General features: G+C 58.0%; 21 protein-coding genes and 1 other RNA gene. 11 read left to right on the top strand and 11 right to left on the bottom strand.

Features of this window, described 5'->3' with window-relative positions; translation table 11 throughout:
* Nucleotides 1–37 precede the first annotated feature (37 nt).
* The 6 genes from DXXMK7_RS02465 to prfC all read right to left on the bottom strand — a co-directional run bounded on the left by DXXMK7_RS02465 (nucleotide 38) and on the right by prfC (nucleotide 5,050).
* Nucleotides 38–757: a 4'-phosphopantetheinyl transferase gene (locus DXXMK7_RS02465; RefSeq protein ID WP_038917712.1), complete on the bottom strand. Its 720-nt coding sequence runs from the start codon at nucleotides 755–757 to the stop codon at nucleotides 38–40.
* Nucleotides 758–1,002: 245 nt separating this feature from the next.
* Nucleotides 1,003–1,839, bottom strand: a complete 837-nt coding sequence (locus DXXMK7_RS02460) for a TatD family hydrolase (RefSeq protein WP_049842610.1) — start codon at nucleotides 1,837–1,839, stop codon at nucleotides 1,003–1,005.
* 40 nt (nucleotides 1,840–1,879) lie between these two features.
* A complete protein-coding gene (locus DXXMK7_RS02455) occupies nucleotides 1,880–2,068 on the bottom strand; it encodes a stress response protein (protein ID WP_038920779.1) in 189 nt (62 codons plus the stop codon).
* An 88-nt stretch (nucleotides 2,069–2,156) separates the two neighbouring features.
* Complete coding sequence (locus DXXMK7_RS21540) at nucleotides 2,157–2,318, bottom strand: DUF1328 domain-containing protein (RefSeq protein ID WP_071605144.1); 162 nt, start codon at nucleotides 2,316–2,318, stop codon at nucleotides 2,157–2,159.
* A gap of 164 nt (nucleotides 2,319–2,482) precedes the next feature.
* On the bottom strand, nucleotides 2,483–3,121 hold the full coding sequence (gene osmY / locus DXXMK7_RS02450) for a molecular chaperone OsmY (RefSeq protein WP_038917711.1): 639 nt from the start codon (nucleotides 3,119–3,121) through the stop codon (nucleotides 2,483–2,485).
* Between the two features lie 339 nt (nucleotides 3,122–3,460).
* Nucleotides 3,461–5,050, bottom strand: coding sequence for a peptide chain release factor 3 (prfC, locus tag DXXMK7_RS02445; protein ID WP_038662740.1), 1,590 nt, complete (start codon nucleotides 5,048–5,050; stop codon nucleotides 3,461–3,463).
* A 409-nt stretch (nucleotides 5,051–5,459) separates the two neighbouring features.
* Here prfC and DXXMK7_RS02440 point away from each other — a divergent pair, with 409 nt between their 5' ends.
* The 3 genes from DXXMK7_RS02440 to tam all read left to right on the top strand — a co-directional run bounded on the left by DXXMK7_RS02440 (nucleotide 5,460) and on the right by tam (nucleotide 8,329).
* A complete protein-coding gene (locus tag DXXMK7_RS02440; RefSeq protein ID WP_038917709.1) occupies nucleotides 5,460–6,350 on the top strand; it encodes a hypothetical protein in 891 nt (296 codons plus the stop codon).
* Nucleotides 6,351–6,469: 119 nt separating this feature from the next.
* Nucleotides 6,470–7,420: a hypothetical protein gene (locus DXXMK7_RS02435; RefSeq protein ID WP_038917708.1), complete on the top strand. Its 951-nt coding sequence runs from the start codon at nucleotides 6,470–6,472 to the stop codon at nucleotides 7,418–7,420.
* Nucleotides 7,421–7,552: 132 nt separating this feature from the next.
* Complete coding sequence (gene tam / locus DXXMK7_RS02430; RefSeq protein ID WP_038917707.1) at nucleotides 7,553–8,329, top strand: trans-aconitate 2-methyltransferase; 777 nt, start codon at nucleotides 7,553–7,555, stop codon at nucleotides 8,327–8,329.
* 14 nt (nucleotides 8,330–8,343) lie between these two features.
* On the opposite strand, the gene DXXMK7_RS02425 is transcribed toward tam, so the two are convergent.
* The gene (locus tag DXXMK7_RS02425) at nucleotides 8,344–9,024 is read right to left on the bottom strand and encodes a YtjB family periplasmic protein (RefSeq protein WP_038917706.1); all 681 of its coding nucleotides are present in this window, start codon (nucleotides 9,022–9,024) and stop codon (nucleotides 8,344–8,346) included.
* A 129-nt stretch (nucleotides 9,025–9,153) separates the two neighbouring features.
* On the opposite strand from DXXMK7_RS02425, the gene serB reads away from it, so the two are divergent.
* From serB to nadR, 3 genes are all read left to right on the top strand, one after another.
* On the top strand, nucleotides 9,154–10,131 hold the full coding sequence (gene serB, locus DXXMK7_RS02420) for a phosphoserine phosphatase (RefSeq protein ID WP_038917704.1): 978 nt from the start codon (nucleotides 9,154–9,156) through the stop codon (nucleotides 10,129–10,131).
* Nucleotides 10,132–10,235: 104 nt separating this feature from the next.
* On the top strand, nucleotides 10,236–11,621 hold the full coding sequence (gene radA / locus DXXMK7_RS02415; protein ID WP_038917703.1) for a DNA repair protein RadA: 1,386 nt from the start codon (nucleotides 10,236–10,238) through the stop codon (nucleotides 11,619–11,621).
* 103 nt (nucleotides 11,622–11,724) lie between these two features.
* Nucleotides 11,725–12,981, top strand: a complete 1,257-nt coding sequence (gene nadR, locus DXXMK7_RS02410; protein ID WP_038917702.1) for a multifunctional transcriptional regulator/nicotinamide-nucleotide adenylyltransferase/ribosylnicotinamide kinase NadR — start codon at nucleotides 11,725–11,727, stop codon at nucleotides 12,979–12,981.
* A gap of 13 nt (nucleotides 12,982–12,994) precedes the next feature.
* Here nadR and DXXMK7_RS02405 read toward each other — a convergent pair whose 3' ends face one another.
* The 3 genes from DXXMK7_RS02405 to zapA all read right to left on the bottom strand — a co-directional run bounded on the left by DXXMK7_RS02405 (nucleotide 12,995) and on the right by zapA (nucleotide 14,256).
* The gene (locus DXXMK7_RS02405) at nucleotides 12,995–13,609 is read right to left on the bottom strand and encodes a 5-formyltetrahydrofolate cyclo-ligase (RefSeq protein WP_038917701.1); all 615 of its coding nucleotides are present in this window, start codon (nucleotides 13,607–13,609) and stop codon (nucleotides 12,995–12,997) included.
* Between the two features lie 52 nt (nucleotides 13,610–13,661).
* A non-coding RNA gene (gene ssrS / locus DXXMK7_RS21535) (6S RNA) lies at nucleotides 13,662–13,844 on the bottom strand.
* Nucleotides 13,845–13,926: 82 nt separating this feature from the next.
* Entirely contained in the window at nucleotides 13,927–14,256 is a 330-nt protein-coding gene (gene zapA / locus DXXMK7_RS02400; protein WP_012883229.1) for a cell division protein ZapA, read from the bottom strand.
* A 334-nt stretch (nucleotides 14,257–14,590) separates the two neighbouring features.
* On the opposite strand from zapA, the gene DXXMK7_RS02395 reads away from it, so the two are divergent.
* From DXXMK7_RS02395 to ubiI, 4 genes are read left to right on the top strand one after another with little or no spacing between them, the layout of a single operon-like run.
* A complete protein-coding gene (locus DXXMK7_RS02395) occupies nucleotides 14,591–15,175 on the top strand; it encodes a YecA family protein (RefSeq protein ID WP_038917700.1) in 585 nt (194 codons plus the stop codon).
* A gap of 39 nt (nucleotides 15,176–15,214) precedes the next feature.
* Entirely contained in the window at nucleotides 15,215–16,543 is a 1,329-nt protein-coding gene (pepP, locus tag DXXMK7_RS02390) for a Xaa-Pro aminopeptidase (protein WP_038917699.1), read from the top strand.
* The gene (gene ubiH, locus DXXMK7_RS02385; RefSeq protein WP_038917698.1) at nucleotides 16,540–17,718 is read left to right on the top strand and encodes a 2-octaprenyl-6-methoxyphenyl hydroxylase; all 1,179 of its coding nucleotides are present in this window, start codon (nucleotides 16,540–16,542) and stop codon (nucleotides 17,716–17,718) included. Before pepP ends, ubiH begins: the two co-directional genes overlap by 4 nt.
* Nucleotides 17,719–17,740: 22 nt before the next feature.
* Nucleotides 17,741–18,952 (top strand): FAD-dependent 2-octaprenylphenol hydroxylase, encoded by a 1,212-nt coding sequence (gene ubiI, locus DXXMK7_RS02380; protein WP_038917697.1) that lies wholly within the window; start codon nucleotides 17,741–17,743, stop codon nucleotides 18,950–18,952.
* Between the two features lie 38 nt (nucleotides 18,953–18,990).
* Here the strand turns inward: ubiI and DXXMK7_RS02375 are convergent, their stop codons facing one another.
* Nucleotides 18,991–20,025 carry a hypothetical protein gene (locus DXXMK7_RS02375; RefSeq protein WP_038917696.1) on the bottom strand — a complete coding sequence of 345 codons (1,035 nt, stop codon included), beginning with the start codon at nucleotides 20,023–20,025 and terminating at the stop codon, nucleotides 18,991–18,993.
* A 408-nt stretch (nucleotides 20,026–20,433) separates the two neighbouring features.
* On the opposite strand from DXXMK7_RS02375, the gene DXXMK7_RS02370 reads away from it, so the two are divergent.
* Nucleotides 20,434–20,976, top strand: a complete 543-nt coding sequence (locus tag DXXMK7_RS02370) for a DUF1440 domain-containing protein (protein ID WP_038917695.1) — start codon at nucleotides 20,434–20,436, stop codon at nucleotides 20,974–20,976.
* Nucleotides 20,977–21,058: the final 82 nt, after the last annotated feature.

The raw sequence follows: 21,058 nt of genomic DNA, 5'->3' as shown, positions 1-21,058 counted from the left end.
GTCGCTCCCTGTTGTCATGACGTCAATGGCATCCTGTTCAGTCAAACAGAAACGTGGTGATATCGCTTTCCCGCAATTGGTAGGTTCCCGAGAAACGGCGCCCCGCCAGATAATCTGGCGACAGGTCGGTCAGCAACTGCAACGTGAAGGTCTGCTGTACGGTATCCAGCCCGACCATGCGGACATCCAGAAAATCGAAGTAACGTTTTACCTGTGGATACAACGCCTTGTACAGGCTCTCTTTGGCGGAAAAACTCAGCGTCAGCATACTGGCGAAGCTGATGGGGTTGTGGGAATGCAGCCAGTCATACTCAATCTCATCGGCGATGCCGGGCCACAGGTTATTGGCGCGCTCGGCGTTCATCCGGGTTTCGATATCCAGCCCGACGCAGGACGCATCGTGGCGGCATTGATGCGCAGCGCACAGCACACTGTCGACGTTGTGGCTGAGCGATCCGATGATACGCTCCGGCCACTGCGGCGAGCGATCGGCCGCGCTGGTCAGCACATAGCCATTCACCCCCAGCCGGGACAGCACCATTTTTGCCAGATAACGCCCCGCCAGATATTCCGCCCGACGTTTCGGCACCGAGCGGGTGATTTCCGCCGGGACGGGAATACCTGCCCGGGAAAACAGATCATCGCGGTACGCCGACAGGTCGAAATAACAGCGCGCACAATGCCCAGGGTAAGTGGTTTCATTCCCGGCCTGACGGACAGTCAACCATTCGATATTTTTGATAAATGAAGAAAGCATGTCACTGCACTCTGCAACCGGGTGTGAGCCGTCCACGAGCAGGCCCTCCGGTAAATAAGACGATGTATCGCCGACTGAACGTGAACGCATCCGGCGAAACACCAACCGCCGCCAGCGGCGAGAAAACCCAGCCCAGCATCCGTTTAATCGACAACCGGGAGTCATTGACCCCGTCGCCGATGTCGCCAAGGATACCGTAAAGTAAAGCAACTAATGCAATAAACGCCAATAGTATGGCGGCGGCATCAGGCGGATTGATGCGGCTCCGGCGACTGCAACCCCGGGAACAGCCGCAGGGTATTGGCGAGAATGGCGCCCGCAATGACCTGCGGCCATTCCGGACGTAATTCGCACAGCGTTTCGAACACCGAAGTAATACGCTCCGGGCGATTCGGTTGCCCCTGAAACCCGCACACCGGCATATCCGGCGCATCGGTTTCCAACAGCAGCCGGTCGAGCGGCAGGCGCGCAATCGCCTGCCGAGTCTTGTTGGCGCGCGGATAGGTAATAGTGCCGCCCACGCCGATGTAGTAGCCAAGGCGGATAAACGTCATGGCCTGATCGTAGCTGCCGGCAAAACCATGCACTACGCCGGTACAGGGAACCGGGTAACGGCGCAGTATTTGCGCCAGTTGATCGTGACTACGACGGGAATGGAGAATAACCGGCAGATCGCGCCGGGCCGCCAGCTGAAGCTGCGCGCCCAGAAACGCTTTCTGCCGTTCAAATTGCGGTTCCGGCATGTAGAGATCCAGGCCGATCTCGCCCACCGCCACCAGACGGGGATGCGGCTGCGCCAGCAGGGACGCCAGTTCGGCCAGATGGGCGTCCTGATGCCCGGCGATATACAGCGGATGCAGCCCCAGCGCGGCGTACAGGGCAGGCCAGCGCTGGCTGAGTTCCAGCACCCGTTCAAAATGTTCGGCGGCCACGGCCGGCACAATCAGGCGGTGTACGCCCGCCTGCGCCGCCCGCGTCAGGCTGCCCGCGTCATCCTCAGCGAACAGGGGAAAATCAAAATGGCAATGGGTATCGATAAACCCGACGCTCGCTGCCTGCGCGCGATCGGGCTCGGCCGCCATCGCGTCATCGGATAAAGAGTGGGTGGGCAACGGTTATCCCTCAGTGCAAACGGTCATGCTCCGAGGATACCTTGTCCTGCTCTTTTCCGTAATATTCCTGCATCACACCGGCCAGAAAACCGTGGTTTCCCGACACCCAGGCGCCGTCGCTGTCAAAGCACTCGGCCCACAGTTCCCACAGACACCCTTTCCACTGCTTCCATCTGCCGATGGCGACATCCAGATTCATCATGATGACCCCCAGAACAGGACAAACGTCGGACAAAAAACAGCACGGACAGTGTGGCGGAAAAATATGACAACCGTATGGCTTCAAGCTATCGCCGGCGTCGCCCCATAAACAGGCTGAGCAGGAACAGGATAATCCCCACCACAAAGACGATTTTAGCCGCGGCGGCGGCAGTACCGGCGAGGCCGCCGAACCCGAAAGCGGCGGCAATGACCGCAATAATCAAAAAGATAATGCCCCAGCGAAACATCAGACCTCCTGGCGAGCGAACAGGCGAGGGAGTCGCCGCCAGTACGTACGCCCCTGAACCGGGCTGCGTATGCCGGGCGGCGTCCATAGTCAGTCAGAAAGGGAATAACGGCGGCGAGCATCGCGCCGCCGCTCTGCCGCCGGTGCTCCCGGCGGCAGAGCGCATCAGGATTTCACCGTCAGCGCGTTCTTGACGCTTTTGACGCCGCTTACGGCTTTAGCGATGGCTTCCGCCCGATCGGCCTGCGCCTGACTCGTCACCTGACCGGTCAGCAGCACCACGCCGTCGTGGGTTTCAACCTTAACGTGACGGGAAGGAACAATGTCATCCGCCAGCAGTTTGGCCTTGATGGTGCTGGTGGTGAGGGTGTCGTCGGCATACGCGCCGACCGACTGCACGCCGCTGTTATCCTTCACCTGCAATTTATCACTGACCGACTTGACCCCTTCGGTCTGGGCGGCGATTTTCACCGCGCCGGTCGCCATCTGCTGGCTGCTGATAAAACCGCTGAGCGTCACCACGCCATCGCGGGTGGAAACGGAAATGTCATTGCTGTCGAGCGTTTCATCTTTCAGCAGCGCGCTTTTCACCCTGGCGGTGAGGGTGCTGTCATCCACAAAGCCCGCGGCCTGTTGTACGGAACTATCGATTTTTTTACCGGCGGTATCTGCGATACGCTGCGCCTGTTGCACCAGCGTTTGCTGCTCAGCCTGCGCCTGACCGCCCGCCAGTACCGTCCCCAGAACCACCGTCGCCAGCGAAAATGCAAATTTAGTCGAAAGTGCAATCTTGGTCTTTTTCATCGATACCTTCCTTATCGTTATTGCCTGTTTCACAACAGGTTTACCCATTAGCCCGAAGCGATTCGTCATGATTCGTCAGATTATCTCGTTAACTAAAAGTATAAAATCAACATAACAAACCACTACGAAAACCAATAGCAGTTAAATAAACCAAATACGTAACACACCGTTAACTATAGCCAATGAGAGTGAAAAGCCCAGCGCAGAGCGGCCGGCTGGCGGTGATTTCAGATTTGTCCGTGGCGGAAAAACCGCGGGGAAGGCAGCAACAACAGATTGATCGTTAAGGAATAAGCAGAAAGCAGCCCACTCCGGACGGAGTGGGCGATAAACCGGCGATTAATGCTCGCGGGTTTTATGGAACCGTACGTCAGGATAACGTTCCTGCGCCAGGTTGAGGTTAACCATGGTCGGCGCCACATAGGCCAGATTGTCGCCGCCATCAAGCGCCAGATGCTGTTCGTTCTTGCGCTTGAACTCCTCGAATTTCTTCACGTCGCCGCACTCGACCCACCGGGCCGTGGAGACGTTCACCGACTCGTACACCGCTTCCACGTTGTATTCGGTTTTCAGGCGCGCCACCACCACGTCAAACTGCAGCACCCCAACCGCACCCACGATCAGATCGTTGTTGATCAGCGGACGGAACACCTGCACCGCGCCCTCTTCGGAAAGCTGCACCAGCCCTTTCAACAGCTGTTTCTGCTTGAGCGGGTCACGCAGGCGGATACGACGGAACAGTTCCGGCGCAAAGTTGGGAATACCGGTGAATTTCAGCTCTTCGCCCTGAGTAAAGGTATCGCCGATCTGGATCGTACCGTGGTTGTGCAAGCCAATGATGTCGCCCGGATAGGCTTCTTCCACGTGGGAACGGTCGCCCGCCATGAAGGTCAGCGCGTCGGAGATCACCACGTCTTTGCCGGTGCGCACCTGACGCAGTTTCATGCCTTTATCGTACCGGCCGGACACCACGCGCATGAACGCCACGCGGTCGCGGTGTTTCGGGTCCATATTGGCCTGAATCTTGAACACAAAGCCGCTGAACTTCTCTTCGTCGGCGCTGACCACGCGCGCGTCGGTCTTACGCGGCATCGGCGCAGGCGCCCATGCCACCAGCCCATCCAACATATGGTCCACGCCGAAGTTGCCCAGCGCGGTGCCGAAGAACACCGGCGTCAGTTCGCCGTTCAGGAACGCGTCCTGTTCAAACTCGTGGGAAGCGCCTTTTACCAGTTCCAGCTCATCGCGCAACTGCGCGGCCAGATCCTCGCCCACCGCCTGATCCAGTTCCGGATTATCCAGCCCTTTGACGATGCGCACGGCCTGAATGGTGTGGCCCATGCCGCTCTGATAAAGATAGGTTTCATCTTTGTAGAGGTGATAGACGCCCTTGAACAGCTTGCCGCAGCCGATCGGCCAGGTAATCGGCGCACAGGCGATGTTCAGCTCGCTTTCCACTTCATCCAGCAGCTCCATCGGGTCGCGGATGTCGCGGTCGAGTTTGTTCATGAAGGTCAGGATCGGCGTGTCGCGCAGACGGGTAACTTCCATCAGCTTACGGGTCCGATCCTCAACGCCCTTGGCGGCGTCGATCACCATCAGGCAGCAGTCGACGGCGGTCAGCGTACGGTAGGTATCTTCGGAAAAGTCTTCGTGCCCCGGCGTATCCAGCAGGTTGACCAGACATTCACGGTAAGGGAACTGCATCACCGAGGTGGTAATCGAGATACCACGCTGCTTTTCCATTTCCATCCAGTCGGATTTGGCGTGCTGGCTGGAGCCGCGTCCTTTCACCGTACCGGCGACCTGAATCGCCTGTCCGAACAGCAGCACCTTTTCCGTAATGGTAGTTTTACCGGCATCGGGGTGAGAGATAATGGCGAATGTCCGACGTTTCGAGACTTCGCGTGCGTATTCACTTGGAGACATGTTATTCAGGCTTCTTAATAGTTAGCCGCCCGACACGCGCATCGCACGCCGCATCAGGCAAAGCGGAAAATACAGACATCAAGCTGTATAATGCCAATCAGTTAAGCCATCAGCACACGCAGTAAGCGCAGCCGCATGGCTGAGAGATTCTATTAAGCATTTTTACACGCGTTTTCCCCCACACAGGCTTAAATGACAGGCATAAGTAGCGACAGACATAAATAAGCCGTCCATTTTCCCCGATTTGCCAGCCCGGCACAATCAATCATAACGTAAACACGATCGACCATAACGCAAACAGCGCATTAGGCCCGTCGCCTGATAATAACATTCAGAAACATTTGTAAAGATCTGTTTTACACTTACCGATAACAGACAGGTTAACGCTTATCATAATTAAGGAGAGAGCATGAGCCTGTCTGTCGACAATACGGGTTATAGCAGTTCTCAGACCCAGATTAACGCACCATCCGCCGGCGCTTCGTCCAACGGCGATCCGGTAAAAATCGATCCTCTGACCGGAAAAACGATTGAACTCCCTACCAGCATCAAAGTATCCGAAGAAACGCTGGCGCGCTGGCGCAGCGCCACGCCGCTGAATGAAACACTGAGTAAAGAAACACTGAGTAAAGAAGAACAGGAAAAACTGACGCTCGCCATTCGCGACCTGCGCAACGATGTGATTACGCGCACCTCCTCCGGCGTCAGTCTGAACAACCTGCTGTTTCGCGACCCCATCACGTCCAGCGACGGCCTGACGTTTAGCAGCTGGGCCAATAACATCAAAGCCGACAGCGGCATCAGCAAGGAAGACCTCCTGACGCTGGTCCACGATGTGCTGGCCTACGGCTTCGCCAATCAGCAGAGCAATATCACCAGCGCCATGCAACTGAGCGTGAAAAAAGCCGAACTGACCGCGATCAAAGACAAGTATCTGGACAGCAGCTACCAGCAGCAGGCGGAAGCGGCCATCAACAGCTACGTCAATCAGAAAATCAGCGATGAAGACACCATCGGCAAGGCGTTGATGGAAGGCGAATACCGCATCGGCATCGAAGTGGGCGATACCGCTCGCGCGGTGTGGGCACAAAGCCAGCTACAGAAATACGACGCCGGCACCAGCGATTTTCAGGTCAAACGCCAGCAAATCTTTGCGCTGGCGAGCGGCGGCAACGTGGACGGCTGGTTCGACAGTTTCAGCCATTACCTGCAGGCCTCGTCCTACGGCAGCGACTGGGAACAGCAGAACATCGATGCGCTGCAGAACCAATGGCAGCAGTTCCGCCAGCGTCTGGGGTAATACGCATCACGCTATTAACGATCCACGCCGATAATAACATTTAGAAACATTTGTAAAGATCTAATTTACACTTACCGATAACAGACAGGCTAACGCTTAATTGCATTTAAGGAGAGAGTATGAGCTTGTCTGTTATCAATACGGGTTATAGCAATTCTCAAACCCAGAGCCTTACCACGTCAGCCACTAACACCTCAGTCGGCAATCCGGTCAAAATTGTCGATCGGAATGGAACCACGGTTGACTCCGCCGCTACCGAGCTATCCGAAGAAGCGCGGGCTCACCTGCGCGACCTTATCGACAAGGCAAACACCAAGTACGCACAGCAAGGCACGTCTCTTGAAGAGGAACTGGCGAAACAGCTGCGCGATCGCAGAGAGGCCAGTGCGATCCCTACCGGCAATTCCGGCGATCCGACGCAGTCAGTCAATCTGGTTGGTACGCCAATCGTGATGATCCCGGGGGTTAATATGAACCACCCGCTGTTCACCGACCGTTTTCTGACCGACGAATCCGCGGTATTCGGCGTCTGGGCCAATAACCTCAAGGCCGACAGCGGCATCAGTAAAGATGACTTTCTTGATCTCGTTCACAGCGCCTTGTCTGATACCCCACTGCCCACCTGGAGCAGCGTCACCGACAACCTGGAGTTGCCGATCAAACAAGCCAAGCTGGAAGCGCTGAAAAACCGCTACATCGACAGCAATTACCAGCAGCAAGCCAGTCAGGATATTACGCAGTACGTCAGTGACCGGATCGCCGCTTTCGACAGGATGGAGAAAGGCACGCTGGAGAGTGTATATCAATACAGTACCGACACCGGCGATACCCAACGGGCAGAGGCGGCACAGCGTGAGCTGCAGAAAAACAGTGAGGGTATCTCGACCAGTCAACTGGAACGCAAGAAGGTGTTTGCGCTGACCGAATCCGGCAGCGTCGATAGCTGGTTCGATCAATTCCGCAATTATGTATCCAGAACCTTCGCCGACCCTTACACCAAAAGCGACTATCTGTCGGCCATCGGCCAGTTCCAGGCGCAATGGCAACAGTTCCAGCAACAGTTGGGGTAACCGGCGCCCCGCAGCGCAATCAAAGATCGATTGTGCTGCATTCCCCGACGGCGGATGGAAAAAACCGCCACAACTTCTTATGCTGCTATTCCTCGGCTTTACCCATCGCACCCACCTGCAGAGGATATGGCTATGCAAGACTGGAACCCCGAGCTTTACCTGCGCTTTGCCGGCGAACGTACCCGCCCCGCCCTTGAACTGTTATCCCGCATTTCACACCCTGCTCCTATTGCCATCACCGATTTGGGCTGCGGCCCCGGCAACAGTACCGAGCTATTGCATCAGGCCTGGCCGCAGGCGCGGGTCACTGGCGTGGATAACTCAAGCGCCATGCTGCAACAGGCGCGACAGCGTCTGCCGGGCTGCACGTTTCAGGAGGCGGATATCGCCAGTTGGCAGCCGGATACGCCGCAGGACATCATCTACGCCAACGCCTCGCTGCAATGGTTGCCGGATCATGACCAACTGCTGCCTGCGCTGATCGAACATCTGACGCTGGGCGGAGTGCTGGCGGTGCAAATGCCGGATACCCTAAGCCAGCCCACACATCAACTGATGCGCAAAATCGCCGCCGAAGGGCCGTGGTGGGAACGATTCGGTGATGTGGACAAGGTCAGGCAGGCGTTGCTCAGCACCGGGCAGTACTACGATCTGTTGGTCAGTCACGGCTGCGACGTGGATATCTGGCACACCACCTACTATCACGTGATGAGCGGGCCGCAGGCAATCATCGAGTGGTTGAAAGGCACCGGTCTGCGCCCGTTTCTGGCGGAACTGAACGAGCAGGAACAGCAGGATTTTCTGCAACAATACCAGCTGGGCCTGCAAACGGCCTACCCGGCTCAGGCGGACGGCAACAGCCTGCTGACCTATCCGCGCCTGTTTATGGTGGCGACCAAACGCCAGTGATACGACAGCCCAACTCAGGGTTTGCGGGTCTGATCGCCATCCTGCGTGGACGGCTCATCGTCGTTAGCCGGTTCATCATCCTGCGCCGACGCGTTGGCAGTCAGCAAATAAGGAGACTGCTGCCAGCGGGAACGGCGATGCTGCAGCAGGGTGCGGGCCAAAATAATGCCGATGGCCAGCGCCATCAGAATCATCAATCGCAGAATGTTGGTGGTGTTGTCCACCTGGCGGGCTTCGGTCGCCAGCACGTGGGTATCCAGCGTGATGCGCAGAAAACCGATCGGCCCGTCCTTACTGTTGATCGGCTCCACCAGTTGGTGGTTGAAGTAGCTGCCGGCGCGGCTGCCATCCAGCGCCAGCCGGTCGCGCACCTCAATCTGTTCGCCGGCGCGCGCCACCAGCGTGCCGTCCTGCTGGTACAACGCGGCATCCAGAATACGGTTGTGGTCGGTGAGCTGTCGCAGCGTTTCCCCGATTCTGCCGCTGTTGTCACTGTTGCTTTCCATCAGCGGCGTCAGACTGAACGCCACCTGCTTCACCAGCGTGCGCGCCAGTTCTTCCACCTGCTCGGAACGGGCCATTTGATGACTGAGGCTGAAATAGGACGCGCCCTGCAGCAACACCACCAGCAGAGCCAGACAGATCAGCACAATGGCCGTACGATGTAAGCGAAATTTTATCCGGGCCCGAACCATGGGAATACCTGCGCGATTTGGATACTTTCATGTTGCCAGAAGCGTTGGCGATAGGATAGCTTGTTGCGTTGATTTGTGACCGTCCACCCCGTCAATTCTTCACTACCCGCAGGAAAGGATATTTAACCCATGTCGAACCGTTTGACCTATAGCGATCTGCCCGATGAGATCAACTGCTGGCCAAATTTACCGCTGTCGTTGAGTGACGACGAGGTGATGCCGCTCGACTACCGCGCCGGCAATACCGGCTGGCTGATGTACGGCGACGTGCTCGACAAATATCTGTTATCCCGCATTCAGCGCCGTCTGGATGAGCCGCTGGTGATCGTCAGCGCCTGGAGCGTAGATGATTATCAGGTGGTACGGTTGGCCGGCATCCTGACGCCGCGCATCACCAAGGTAGCCCACGAACTGGGGCTGGACGTGACGCCAATGTACAACACCCCGAGTCTGCGCTCGCCCGGTCTGCTGGTCATGGACATGGATTCCACCGCGATCCAGATCGAATGTATCGATGAGATCGCCAAACTGGCGGGCACCGGCGAGCAAGTGGCCGAGGTCACCGAGCGCGCCATGCGCGGCGAGCTGGATTTCTCCGCCAGCCTGCGTCAGCGCGTCGGCACCCTGAAAGACGCGGACGCCAACATTCTGCGCCAGGTGCGGGACGCCCTGCCGCTGATGCCCGGCCTGAAAAGCATGGTCAAACAGTTGCAGGACGCGGGCTGGCATCTGGCCATCGCTTCCGGCGGCTTCACCTATTTCGCCGACTACCTACGTGATGAACTCGGGTTGGTGGCGGCGGTCGCCAACGAAATGGGCATGCGCGACGGCAAACTGACCGGCGACGTGGTCGGCCCGATCGTCGATGCGAAATATAAAGCCGATACGCTGCGTCAGCTGGCGGAAAAGCTTTCGATCCCGCTGCACCAGACAGTCGCCATCGGCGACGGCGCCAACGACCTGCTGATGATCAAGGCGGCCGGGCTGGGTATCGCTTACCACGCTAAACCCAAGGTCAACGAACAGAGTGCGGTCAGCATCCGCCATGCCGACTTGACCGGCGTACTGTGCATTCTCAGCGGCAGCCTGAGGCATGAAAAAGGCTGAGCCACGCCATACCGAGATGCAGTGCAGTAAAGAGCACTGATGTAGTAAAGAGCAGATGCAGTAAAGAGCAGATGTAGTAAAGAGCAGTAAAAAGGAGGTAATTCATGGCCAAAGCCGTCAAACGCGCCTTTGTCTGTAATGAATGCGGGGCCGACTATCCGCGTTGGCAGGGGCAGTGCAGCGCCTGTCACGCCTGGAATACCATCACCGAGGTGCGTCTGGCCGCCGCGTCCTCCTCGTCACGCAACGACCGTTTCTCCGGTTACGCCGGGGACAGCGGCAACGTCAGCCGGGTACAGAAACTGTCGGACATCAGCCTGGAAGCGCTGCCGCGTTTCTCCACCGGTTTTCAGGAATTCGACCGGGTGCTGGGCGGCGGCGTAGTACCCGGCAGCGCCATTCTGATCGGCGGCAACCCCGGCGCCGGCAAAAGTACCCTGTTGCTGCAAACCCTGTGCAAACTGGCCGAACAGATGAAGACCCTGTATGTCACCGGCGAGGAATCCCTCCAGCAGGTGGCGATGCGCGCTCACCGTCTTGGCCTGCCCGCCCAGCACATCAATATGCTGTCGGAAACCAGCATCGAGCAGATCTGCCTGATTGCCGAACAGGAACAGCCGAAACTGATGGTGATCGACTCCATTCAGGTGATGCATCTGGCGGACATTCAGTCGTCTCCCGGCAGCGTGGCGCAGGTGCGGGAAACCGCCGCCTACCTGACACGCTTCGCCAAAACCCGCGGCGTCGCCATCATCATGGTCGGCCATGTCACCAAAGACGGCTCGCTGGCCGGCCCGAAAGTGCTGGAGCACTGTATCGACTGTTCGGTGCTGCTGGACGGCGACGCCGACTCCCGTTTCCGCACCCTGCGCAGCCACAAAAACCGCTTCGGCGCCGTCAACGAGCTGGGCGTCTTCGCCATGACCGAACAAGGGCTGCGGGAAGTCAGCAACCCGTCCGCCATCTTCCTGAGCCGGGGCGATGAAATCACCTCCGGCAGTTCGGTGATGGTGGTATGGGAAGGCACCCGGCCGCTGCTGGTGGAAATTCAGGCGCTGGTGGATCACTCGATGATGGCGAATCCGCGTCGGGTAGCGGTCGGGCTGGAACAGAACCGGCTGGCGATCTTGCTGGCGGTGCTGCACCGTCACGGCGGGCTGCAAATGTCGGATCAGGACGTATTCGTCAACGTGGTGGGCGGCGTCAAGGTAACGGAAACCAGCGCCGACCTGGCGCTGCTGCTGTCGCTGGTGTCCAGTTTCCGCGATCGGCCGCTGCCGCAGGATCTGGTGGTATTCGGTGAAGTCGGGCTGGCCGGGGAAATTCGCCCGGTGCCGAGCGGTCAGGAACGCATCACCGAAGCCGCCAAGCACGGCTTTAAACGCGCCATCGTGCCGTTTGCCAACATGCCGAAAAAACCGCCCGCCAACATGCAGGTGATGGGCGTGAAAAAACTGTCGGACGCGCTGGCGATCCTTGATGATCTGTAATTTCCATTAGGCTTTGCTCGTCAGAGCCTTAATATGGCAGAGCGTTAACATCGTAACGCGTTAATATAGCAGAGCGTTATCCGCCACATCGGAGTATCAGACCATGTCTCCCTACGATTACCTGAAAACAGCCATCAGACAAAAAGGCTGTACCCTGCAACAGGTCGCCGATGCCGCGGGTATGACCAAAGGCTACTTAAGCCAGTTGCTCAACGCCAAAATCAAAAGCCCCAGCGCCCAGAAGCTGGAGTCGCTGCACCGTTTTCTGGGGCTGGAATTTCCTTATCAGCAAAAAAGCATCGGCGTGGTGTTCGGCAAATTTTATCCGCTGCACACCGGCCACATTTACCTGATTCAGCGCGCCTGCAGCCAGATAGACGAACTGCACGTGATTCTGGGCTATGACGAGCCGCGCGACCGCCAACTGTTCGAGCACAGTTCCATGTCGCAACAGCCGACCGTCAGCGACCGCCTGCGCTGGCTGCTGCAAACCTTCAAATATCAGAAAAATATCCACATTCACGCCTTCAACGAACAGGGCATGGAACCCTATCCGCACGGCTGGGATGTGTGGAGCCGCGGCATTAAGCAGTTCATGTCGGAAAAAGGCATCGACCCTAGCTACGTCTACACCAGCGAAGAGCAGGACGCGCCGCAGTACAAGGAACATCTCGGCATCGAAACCGTGCTGATCGACCCTAAACGCTCCTTTATGAGCATCAGCGGCGCGCAGATCCGTCAGGATCCGTTCCGCTACTGGGAATATATCCCCACCGAGGTGAAACCGTTCTTCGTGCGCACCGTGGCGGTTTTGGGCGGCGAGTCCAGCGGCAAGTCCACGCTGGTCAACAAGCTGGCCAATATTTTCAATACCACCAGCGCCTGGGAATACGGCCGCGATTACGTGTTCTCCCACCTGGGCGGCGACGAAATGGCGCTACAGTATTCGGACTACGACAAAATCGCGCTCGGCCAGGCCCAGTACATTGATTTCGCCGTGAAATATGCCAACAAAGTGGCATTTATCGACACCGACTTCATCACCACGCAGGCGTTTTGCAAAAAATACGAAGGCCGTGAGCATCCGTTCGTACAGGCGCTGGTTGAGGAGTACCGCTTTGATCTGGTGATTCTGCTGGAGAACAACACCCCCTGGGTGGCGGACGGCCTGCGCAGTCTGGGCAGCGCGGCGGATCGCAAGGCGTTTCAGGACGTGCTCAAAAGTATGCTGGCGGAAAATAACGTGCCGTACGTCCACGTCACCGAATCAGACTACGACAGCCGCTTTCTGCGCTGCGTGGAGCTGGTGCAGCAAATGCTGGGGCACGACCGGCAAACGCCGATGCCGGCGGCGAGTTAATCCCGCCGCGCCTTCACCAGCGCCAACTGCGGGACGGGGTGATAATTTCCGGCAACGGCACATCCCAGCTTTCCACCGGCAGTACATCCACCTGCTGACAATCGTGCGCCAGCCCGATGGGATACGGACCGCGTGACCGCCAGTGCTGCAACGTGCGGTCATAAAACCCGCCGCCCATGCCAAGCCGCTGCCCGGTGGCATCGAACGCCACCAGCGGCGTCAGCAGCACATCCAGTTGCTCAACCGGCAACACCTGGCGCACATCCAGCCGCGGCTCCTGAATCTTCAGCCGGTTCCACACCAGTTCGGTATCCGGCGCATAACGCAAAAACAGCAGATGCCCGTTGCAGAACGGATGCAGCACCGGCAGGTAAACCTGTTTTTGTCGCTGCCATAACACGTCGATCAACGGCCGGGTATCCAGCTCGCCGTCAAACGACAGAAACAGCGCCACCCGACTGGCGTCGCCAAAACGCGGGTGCGCCATCGCCCGTTCGGCGGCCTGTGCGGCAAAAGCGGCTTGCTGTTCACGATTTAACGCGCGACGACGCTGACGAACCTGCTGACGGATTTGCTGGCGTAATGCCGCTACGGAAGAAAGGTCGGAAGAAGCACTGGCTGGATTCATGCGCAGTCACTTTCATGCAATTAACATGCAATCAAAGGGGAATAAACGAGAGGGAATCTCCGAGATGCCGCCGCAGGCTGTAACCCTTGAACCCTTGGTTCAAGGTGAACGCAACGTCGCAGTCTTAAGGCTTCTCGGTCGAACCGAGCATGCTCACCAACCACGGATCGTTACATTCTGTTGGTTGAAATATCGGCTCAGGGGACTTGCCCGCTGACGAACATCTCAGAGAAATTTTGTTCTTTCAAGGCTACCTTATCATGTCTGGCAGCGATGTGTTACCCCAAAAAACCGTACTTTTGTCAAAACGAGACACGCTACTCAAATTGCGCGCCCTGACGCTCGGTAATACGGCCCTGCTCCAGCAACGCCTGTTCAATCGTCTGCTGCAACATGCGAATACGCTGTTCCATATTGGCGGCATAATCGCGGGTTTTCAATCGCTCCTGCGCCAGCTCGTGGCACACGTTGAGCGCCGCGATGAACACCAGTTGCTCCGTGTTCGTCACCCGGGTACGAACCTTGAGGTCCTGCAACCGCTGGTTAAGATCCTCCGCAGCCTGATTCAGCGCATCCTGCTGTTCTGGCGGACAATTGACTCTTAACGAACGGCCAAAAATCTGAATATCTACCGGTTGTGCAGACATGTCACCTTCCTGCCTTATTTCGTTTCACGCCCGCATGAGGGACATCCGCTGCGCGGCCCGTGACGGGGCCGGGAAAAAGCGGGCGCTACTATATATATCCACAATAGAAGATACAAGCCCTTTATACCCGCCATACTTCAAGCCGCAGAGGCGTTGGCTGCGCTCACTCACCCGAATCACTTACCTGAGTAAGCTCATCGGGATTCGCTCACTTGCCGCCTTTCTGTCGCTTGAAATCTATTGGGTATCTGGTCTGGCGACGGAGCTTGCTGGTATAGCAGCGGAGCTTGGTGGTAGCATAACACGAACGACCTGCCAACGACGATGAATGCTCATGTCTATACAGAATACACTCCCCGGTTACGAAGCTATCGACCAGCTACTGCAACAGCATCAGGTGGCTCTGACCGCCGCCGAAATGCACGGACTGATAAGCGGCATGCTGTGCGGCGGCAACCATGATGATAGCTGGAAAACGCTGACGTTCGAACTGACCAACGACGGCATGGCCTTCCCGCAGACGCTGGCCCAGCCGCTGCAACATCTGTATCAGGCTACCCGCGACGCGCTGGAGGACGACGGCTTTCTGTTTCAGCTGTTCCTGCCGGACGACACGCTGGAGCACGTCAGCGTATTCGACCGCGCCGACGCGCTGGCCGGCTGGGTCAACCATTTTCTGCTCGGCCTCGGCGTCGTCCAGCCCCGCCTTGGCAAAACGCAGGGCGAGCTGAAAGAAGCGATTGACGATCTGCGCAACATCGCCCAGCTCGGTTACGACGAAGACGAAGATAAAGATGAACTGGAGCAGTCGCTGGAAGAAGTGATCGAGTATGTACGGGTAGCGGCCATCATGTGCCATAACGAATTTACCCGTCCGGTGGTCACTGCGCCGGAGCAAAAAAAACCGACACTGCATTAACACACATTCTGCATTTGATGCCCTTTTCAGGAGCAGGTAATGAATCAACAAGAATACCTCCGCCGCCGTCTGGCCCTGCTGGACAAGATGGCGCCCGGCAGCGCGGCTATCCTGTTTGCCGCGCCGGAAGCGCAACGTAACGCAGACAGCGACTACCCTTACCGCCAGAGCAGCGATTTCTGGTATTTCACCGGCTTCAATGAGCCGGAAGCGGCCGTGCTGCTGATCAAAAGCGACGAGAATCACCATCACAGCGTGCTGTTCAACCGGGTACGCGACGTCACCGCTGAAATCTGGTTCGGCCGTCGCCTCGGCCAGGAAGCGGCCCCCGCCAGGCTGGGCGTAGACCGCGCGCTGCCGTTCAGCGAAATCGGTGAACAGCTGCATCTGCTGCTCAACGGCCTGGATGTGGTCTACCATGCGCAGGGCGAATACGCCTATGCCGACAAGCTGGTGTTCGCCGCGCTGGAAACCCTGCGCACCGGCGGTACGCGCAAAGGCTTCCACGCGCCGGCGACGCTGACCGACTGGCGGCCGTGGGTACACGATATGCGCCTGTTTAAATCGCCGGCGGAAATCGACATCCTGCGCCGCGCCGGTGAAATCAGCGCGCTGGCCCACACCCGCGCCATGGAGAAATGCCGCCCCGGTATGTTCGAATACCAGTTGGAAGGGGAAATCCACCACGAATTCAACCGCCACGGCGCGCGCTACCCGTCCTATAACACCATTGTCGGCAGCGGCGAAAACGCCTGCATTCTGCACTACACCGAAAATGAATGTCAGATGCGCGACGGCGATCTGGTGCTGATCGACGCCGGTTGCGAATATCAGGGCTACGCCGGCGACATCACCCGCACCTTCCCGGTCAACGGCAAATTCACTCCGGCGCAGCGCGCCATTTACGACATCGTGCTGGAATCGGAAGTGCGCGCTATCGAGATGTTCGCGCCGGGCCGCAGCATCCGCGAAGTGAACGAGGAAGTGGTGCGCATCATGCTGCGCGGCCTGATCAAACTCGGCCTCCTGCAAGGCGACGTCGACACCCTGTTCGCCGAGCAGACGCACCGCCAGTTCTTCATGCACGGCCTGAGCCACTGGTTGGGTATGGATGTGCATGACGTCGGCGACTACGGCACCGCCGATCGCGGCCGTACGCTGGAGCCGGGCATGGTGCTGACGGTCGAGCCGGGTCTGTACATCGCGCCGGACGCCGATGTGCCGCCGGAGTATCGCGGCATCGGCATTCGTATCGAAGACGATATCGTCATCACCGAGAACGGCAATGAAGTGCTGACCGGCGACGTGGTGAAAGATCCGGACGAGATTGAAGCATTAATGGCAAGGGCGGCAGGACAAGCCTCATGACCGTCATGATTGTCGGCGGCGGAATGGCGGGCGCAACGCTGGCACTGGCGATCTCCCGCCTGTCGGGCGGCCGGATCCCGGTGGATCTGATCGAAGCTCGCTCGCCGCAGGAACACCACCACCCCGGCTTTGACGCCCGCGCCATCGCGCTGGCGCAGGGCACCTGCATGCAACTGGACGCCATCGGCGTCTGGCAGGCGCTCGCGCCCGTCGCCAGCCCTATCGCCAGCGTGCACGTCAGCGATCGGGGGCATGCGGGACGGGTGCGGTTACAGGCCAGCGATTACCGGGTGCCGGCGCTGGGCCACGTGGTCGAACTGCACGACGCCGGCAAACGGCTGTTTTCACTGCTACAGAACGCGCCCGGCGTGCGGCTGCACTGCCCGGCAACGGTGGTGGAAGTCAACCGGGAGGCTGACGGCGCATCGCTGCTACTGGACAACGGCGCCCGCCTCAGCGGGCAACTGCTGGTGGCGGCCGACGGCTCCCGTTCCCAACTGGCGCAACACGCCGGCATTCAGTGGCAGCAGGCGCCGTATGGACAGGTGGCGATCATCGCCAACGTCGCCACCGCCGAAGCGCATCAGGGTCGCGCCTATGAGCGCTTCACCGAGCACGGCCCGCTGGCGCTGCTGCCGATGAGCAAAGGCCGCAGTTCGCTGGTGTGGTGCCACCCGCTGTCACAACAGGCCGAGGTGGATAACTGGAGCGACGCGCAGTTCCGCCAGCAGTTGCAGCGCGCTTTCGGCTGGCGGCTGGGTGCGATAACCCAGGTCGGCGATCGCCACAGTTATCCGCTGGCGCTGGTGACCGCCAGTCAGCATATCAGCCACCGTCTGGCGTTGGTGGGCAACGCGGCGCAAACCCTGCACCCCATCGCCGGGCAAGGATTTAACCTCGGTCTGCGCGACGTGATGACGCTGGCGGAAACGCTGACGGCCGCTGTTGAACAGGGCGAAGACCCGGGCAGTCAGGCGGTGTTGCAACGTTATCAGCGCCGCCGCCAGCCGGATCAACACACCACGGTAGCCTTGACCGACGGGCTGGTGCGTGTCTTCTCCAACCACCTGTTCCCGATGGAAGTCGGGCGGAATCTGGGGCTGATGGCGATGAACAGCCTGCCGTTGCTGCGGGATGTGCTGGCGCGGCGCACGCTGGGTTGGGTGGAACGTTAACACAGACAGGAATTCATGCTCTATGCAATCATTTGATGTGGTCATCGCGGGCGGGGGAATGGTTGGACTGGCGCTGGCCTGCGGTCTGCAAGGCAGCGGCCTGAGCGTCGCCGTGTTGGAAAAACAGACCGCGACCGAACCGCTGGCGAACGGCCCGCACGCGCTGCGCGTCTCCGCCATCAATGCCGCCAGCGAGGCGCTGCTGCGCAAGCTCAACGTCTGGCCGGGTATTGCCGCGCAGCGGCTGAGTCCTTACAACGAAATGTATGTCTGGGACAAAGACAGCTTCGGCAATATCCGTTTTTGCGGGGAAGAGTTCGGCTTCTCCCGTCTCGGCCACATTATTGAAAACGACGTCATCCAGTGGGCGCTGTGGCAGCAGGCAAGCCAGTCGCGGGACATCACCCTGCTGGCGCCCGCCGCGCTGCGGCAGGTCGCCTGGGGCGAAAACGAAGCCTTCATTACGCTGGAAGACGGCAGCATGCTCACCGCCCGGCTGGTGGTGGGGGCGGACGGCGCGCACTCCTGGCTGCGCCAGCACGCCGACATTCCGCTGACTTTCTGGGATTACGGCCATCATGCGCTGGTCGCCAACATCCGCACCGAGCGGCCGCACGGCGCCATCGCCAGCCAGGTGTTCCACGGCGACGGCATTCTGGCGTTTCTGCCGCTGAGCGATCCGCACCTCTGTTCGATTGTCTGGTCGCTGCCGCCGGAACGCGCTCAACAGCTGCGCGAGCTGCCCGCCGACGAGTTCGCCAGGCAGTTGGCGATGACCTTCGATATGCGGCTGGGGCTGTGCCAGCTGGAGGGCGACCGTCAAACCTTCCCGCTCACCGCGCGCTATGCCCGCAGCTTTGCCGCCCATCGGCTGGTGCTGACGGGCGATGCGGCGCACACCATTCATCCGCTGGCCGGCCAGGGCGTCAACCTCGGATTTATGGACGTGGCGGAGCTGATTGCCGAACTCAAGCGGTTGCAAGCGCAGGGCAAAGACATCGGCCAGCACCTGTATCTGCGGCGCTACGAACGGCGTCGCAAGCACAGCGCCGCGCTGATGCTGGCGAGTATGCAGGGCTTTCGCACCCTGTTCGCCGCGTCCCATCCGGTCGGCGGCCTGCTGCGCGACATCGGCCTGAAACTGGCGGACACGCTGCCGGGCATAAAACCGACTCTGGTGCGTCAGGCGATGGGGCTTAACGATCTACCGGACTGGCTGGATCATGCCGGCTGATCCATGCCGCATAACCTGAGAATATCAGGCCGCGTGCATTATGGCGCGGCCCGCAAATCCCGCAGTACGACCCGCTCGCCGGCAAAGAAATAGGTATATTCAAACAGTTGCTGTTTGCCATCGCCGTTCTTCCAGTCGGTATATTCCACGATGCCTCGCACCACCTTCTGACCGTTCACTTGATCCAGCAGCGAAAAAGAAAAATAAGGCCGGGTTCCCAATTTTTCCTGAATACGTTCGCGGATAACCGAATCGCCCAGATAAAAACCAAGCGGTGAAATATAGACGCCATAGGTGCGATAAAAATAATTTTCGCTAATCTGCCGGGCAATAACCTGATAGCAGCGATCATAGAGCGGGGTCTTTTTTTCTTCGACAATGCCCGGCGCGGGAGAAACAGTATTATCGATACCATAAGCGACAGCGCCGCCATCCGCCAGACTGATGCGATAGGTATAACGCTCGCCGCCGATCGGTTCATTAATGCCGTGATAGTGTTTTTTCAATACGCCGGCGTACTTGTCTTTCAGGCTGGCGTCGTAAATCCGGATCGTCGGTTTGGGATCGCGATTCTGCGCCAGCGCGGCCGCCAGCGCTTTCAGACTGGCGTCTGACATAAAAAACCGATCCTGACCAAGCTGTGAAAGATCGGCAAAATAAGCCACCAGCCACTCATCCCGATCCTGCAAATCCTCACCTGCCAGCGAGAAAAAATCGCCCGTCAGATTCAGTTTCAGCAACCGATCGAGGTACGCCTGCTGTCGTTTGACGAACGCTGTCTTCTCTGCCCGTTCCGCCTGCACCCGCGCCACAAACTGCGCCGGTGCGTCGGTTTCGGCAAAGCGGACCATAAAGGTCTGGTCGTCGCTGCGATCGAGCAGGTAGAGCGCATACGCGCCTTGCCAGGATTTAAACGGTTCCGAGGGGGAAAGCCGGGTCATATCGAGGTACTGCAACTGCTCGCCGAACTGGGCGCGCAGCATCTTTTTATAAGGAGCGGGATTGGAAAAACGGATACAGGACGCCAGTAACGGCACGACCAGCAACATTGCCAGCCACATCACTTTTCTCATTGATCATCCTTGTCAGGCGCAGATGTTATTTTCGTCTGAATAATGTCCAGGCAGTTACGCAGCATTCAGATTTCATAATAACAGTAAAATAAGCACCACCAATTATTTTCGCCACATTCGATAACGCATTAATATTTACAGACGGAATTATCCATTCCTCAGATAAATCACAATACATTTTCATTACAAGAAGCCACAGCATTTAATATCTGTCGCATTAAAAGAACATCTATCATGATTGGAAAAAACAATTAACACATCAGATAGATAGCCTTGATGACTAACACTCGAACATCGTGATTTAAAGGCGTATGCTATCGGCAAAGACGATCGTAACTATTTAAAGGAGAGTGAATTATTCACTGTTCGTCTTTTCTTTTTTTTGTTTTATTCCCAAGGAGAAATACCATGCAGGCTCGTACCGTTAAGGAAAAAATTATATTGGCGGTGATGATTGGCATTATTGCCGGCATCATTTGCGCGATCGCCAAATTCGGCTGGGAAATTCCCTTCCCGCCTCGTACCCCGGAAAGGGATCTTACCAACCCGCCTCAGCAGCTATTGCAACAGCTTGGCATGTCGTTTGATCTCTCGCATCTGACCTATCTGTTCAACGGCAATCCGCGGCCGATCATGAGTTTCATCATGCATTTCGGCTTCTCGATTACCTTTACCGTGCTTTATTGCGTAGCAGCGGAATTCTGGCCGCGCATCAAGCTCTGGCAAGGCGCTTTTTACGGTCTGGTGCTGTGGGCCGTCTTCCATGTGGTGCTGCTGCCGCTGTTCGGTACCGTACCGGCACCGTGGGACCAGCCGCTCGCCGAGCACTTCTCAGAAATCTTCGGCCACATGTTCTGCTTCTGGGTTGCCGAACTGGCGCGGCGCGATCTGCGTAACCGCATCACCCACCAGTCAGAAGACAACGCGCTGACTACACAACACGCGCACTGAGTTTCCTGCCTCATCAGGCCATCTATTCAGGATGGCCTTTGTTCTCATGCTTTATGAAGCAGCTTTATAAAAACGACCTTAA

Origin of the sequence: Dickeya sp. MK7 (assembly GCF_000406305.1) — a bacterium.
GTDB lineage: Bacteria > Pseudomonadota > Gammaproteobacteria > Enterobacterales > Enterobacteriaceae > Dickeya > Dickeya fangzhongdai.
This window is presented reverse-complemented; position numbering and strand designations above follow the sequence as displayed.

Bases quoted from the DNA above. Each gene is read 5' to 3' on its own strand.
- tam (WP_038917707.1), top strand. From the start codon at position 7,553: ATGCAAGACTGGAACCCCGAGCTTTACCTGCGCTTTGCCGGCGAACGT.
- pepP (WP_038917699.1), top strand. From the start codon at position 15,215: ATGAATCAACAAGAATACCTCCGCCGCCGTCTGGCCCTGCTGGACAAG.
- DXXMK7_RS02435 (WP_038917708.1), top strand. From the start codon at position 6,470: ATGAGCTTGTCTGTTATCAATACGGGTTATAGCAATTCTCAAACCCAG.
- zapA (WP_012883229.1), bottom strand. From the start codon at position 14,256: ATGTCTGCACAACCGGTAGATATTCAGATTTTTGGCCGTTCGTTAAGA.
- osmY (WP_038917711.1), bottom strand. From the start codon at position 3,121: ATGAAAAAGACCAAGATTGCACTTTCGACTAAATTTGCATTTTCGCTG.
- ubiI (WP_038917697.1), top strand. From the start codon at position 17,741: ATGCAATCATTTGATGTGGTCATCGCGGGCGGGGGAATGGTTGGACTG.
- DXXMK7_RS02425 (WP_038917706.1), bottom strand. From the start codon at position 9,024: ATGGTTCGGGCCCGGATAAAATTTCGCTTACATCGTACGGCCATTGTG.
- DXXMK7_RS02405 (WP_038917701.1), bottom strand. From the start codon at position 13,609: ATGAATCCAGCCAGTGCTTCTTCCGACCTTTCTTCCGTAGCGGCATTA.
- radA (WP_038917703.1), top strand. From the start codon at position 10,236: ATGGCCAAAGCCGTCAAACGCGCCTTTGTCTGTAATGAATGCGGGGCC.
- prfC (WP_038662740.1), bottom strand. From the start codon at position 5,050: ATGTCTCCAAGTGAATACGCACGCGAAGTCTCGAAACGTCGGACATTC.
- DXXMK7_RS02370 (WP_038917695.1), top strand. From the start codon at position 20,434: ATGCAGGCTCGTACCGTTAAGGAAAAAATTATATTGGCGGTGATGATT.
- DXXMK7_RS02460 (WP_049842610.1), bottom strand. From the start codon at position 1,839: ATGGCGGCCGAGCCCGATCGCGCGCAGGCAGCGAGCGTCGGGTTTATC.
- DXXMK7_RS02465 (WP_038917712.1), bottom strand. From the start codon at position 757: ATGCTTTCTTCATTTATCAAAAATATCGAATGGTTGACTGTCCGTCAG.
- ubiH (WP_038917698.1), top strand. From the start codon at position 16,540: ATGACCGTCATGATTGTCGGCGGCGGAATGGCGGGCGCAACGCTGGCA.
- DXXMK7_RS02395 (WP_038917700.1), top strand. From the start codon at position 14,591: ATGTCTATACAGAATACACTCCCCGGTTACGAAGCTATCGACCAGCTA.
- nadR (WP_038917702.1), top strand. From the start codon at position 11,725: ATGTCTCCCTACGATTACCTGAAAACAGCCATCAGACAAAAAGGCTGT.
- DXXMK7_RS02455 (WP_038920779.1), bottom strand. From the start codon at position 2,068: ATGAATCTGGATGTCGCCATCGGCAGATGGAAGCAGTGGAAAGGGTGT.
- DXXMK7_RS02440 (WP_038917709.1), top strand. From the start codon at position 5,460: ATGAGCCTGTCTGTCGACAATACGGGTTATAGCAGTTCTCAGACCCAG.
- DXXMK7_RS02375 (WP_038917696.1), bottom strand. From the start codon at position 20,025: ATGAGAAAAGTGATGTGGCTGGCAATGTTGCTGGTCGTGCCGTTACTG.
- DXXMK7_RS21540 (WP_071605144.1), bottom strand. From the start codon at position 2,318: ATGTTTCGCTGGGGCATTATCTTTTTGATTATTGCGGTCATTGCCGCC.
- serB (WP_038917704.1), top strand. From the start codon at position 9,154: ATGTCGAACCGTTTGACCTATAGCGATCTGCCCGATGAGATCAACTGC.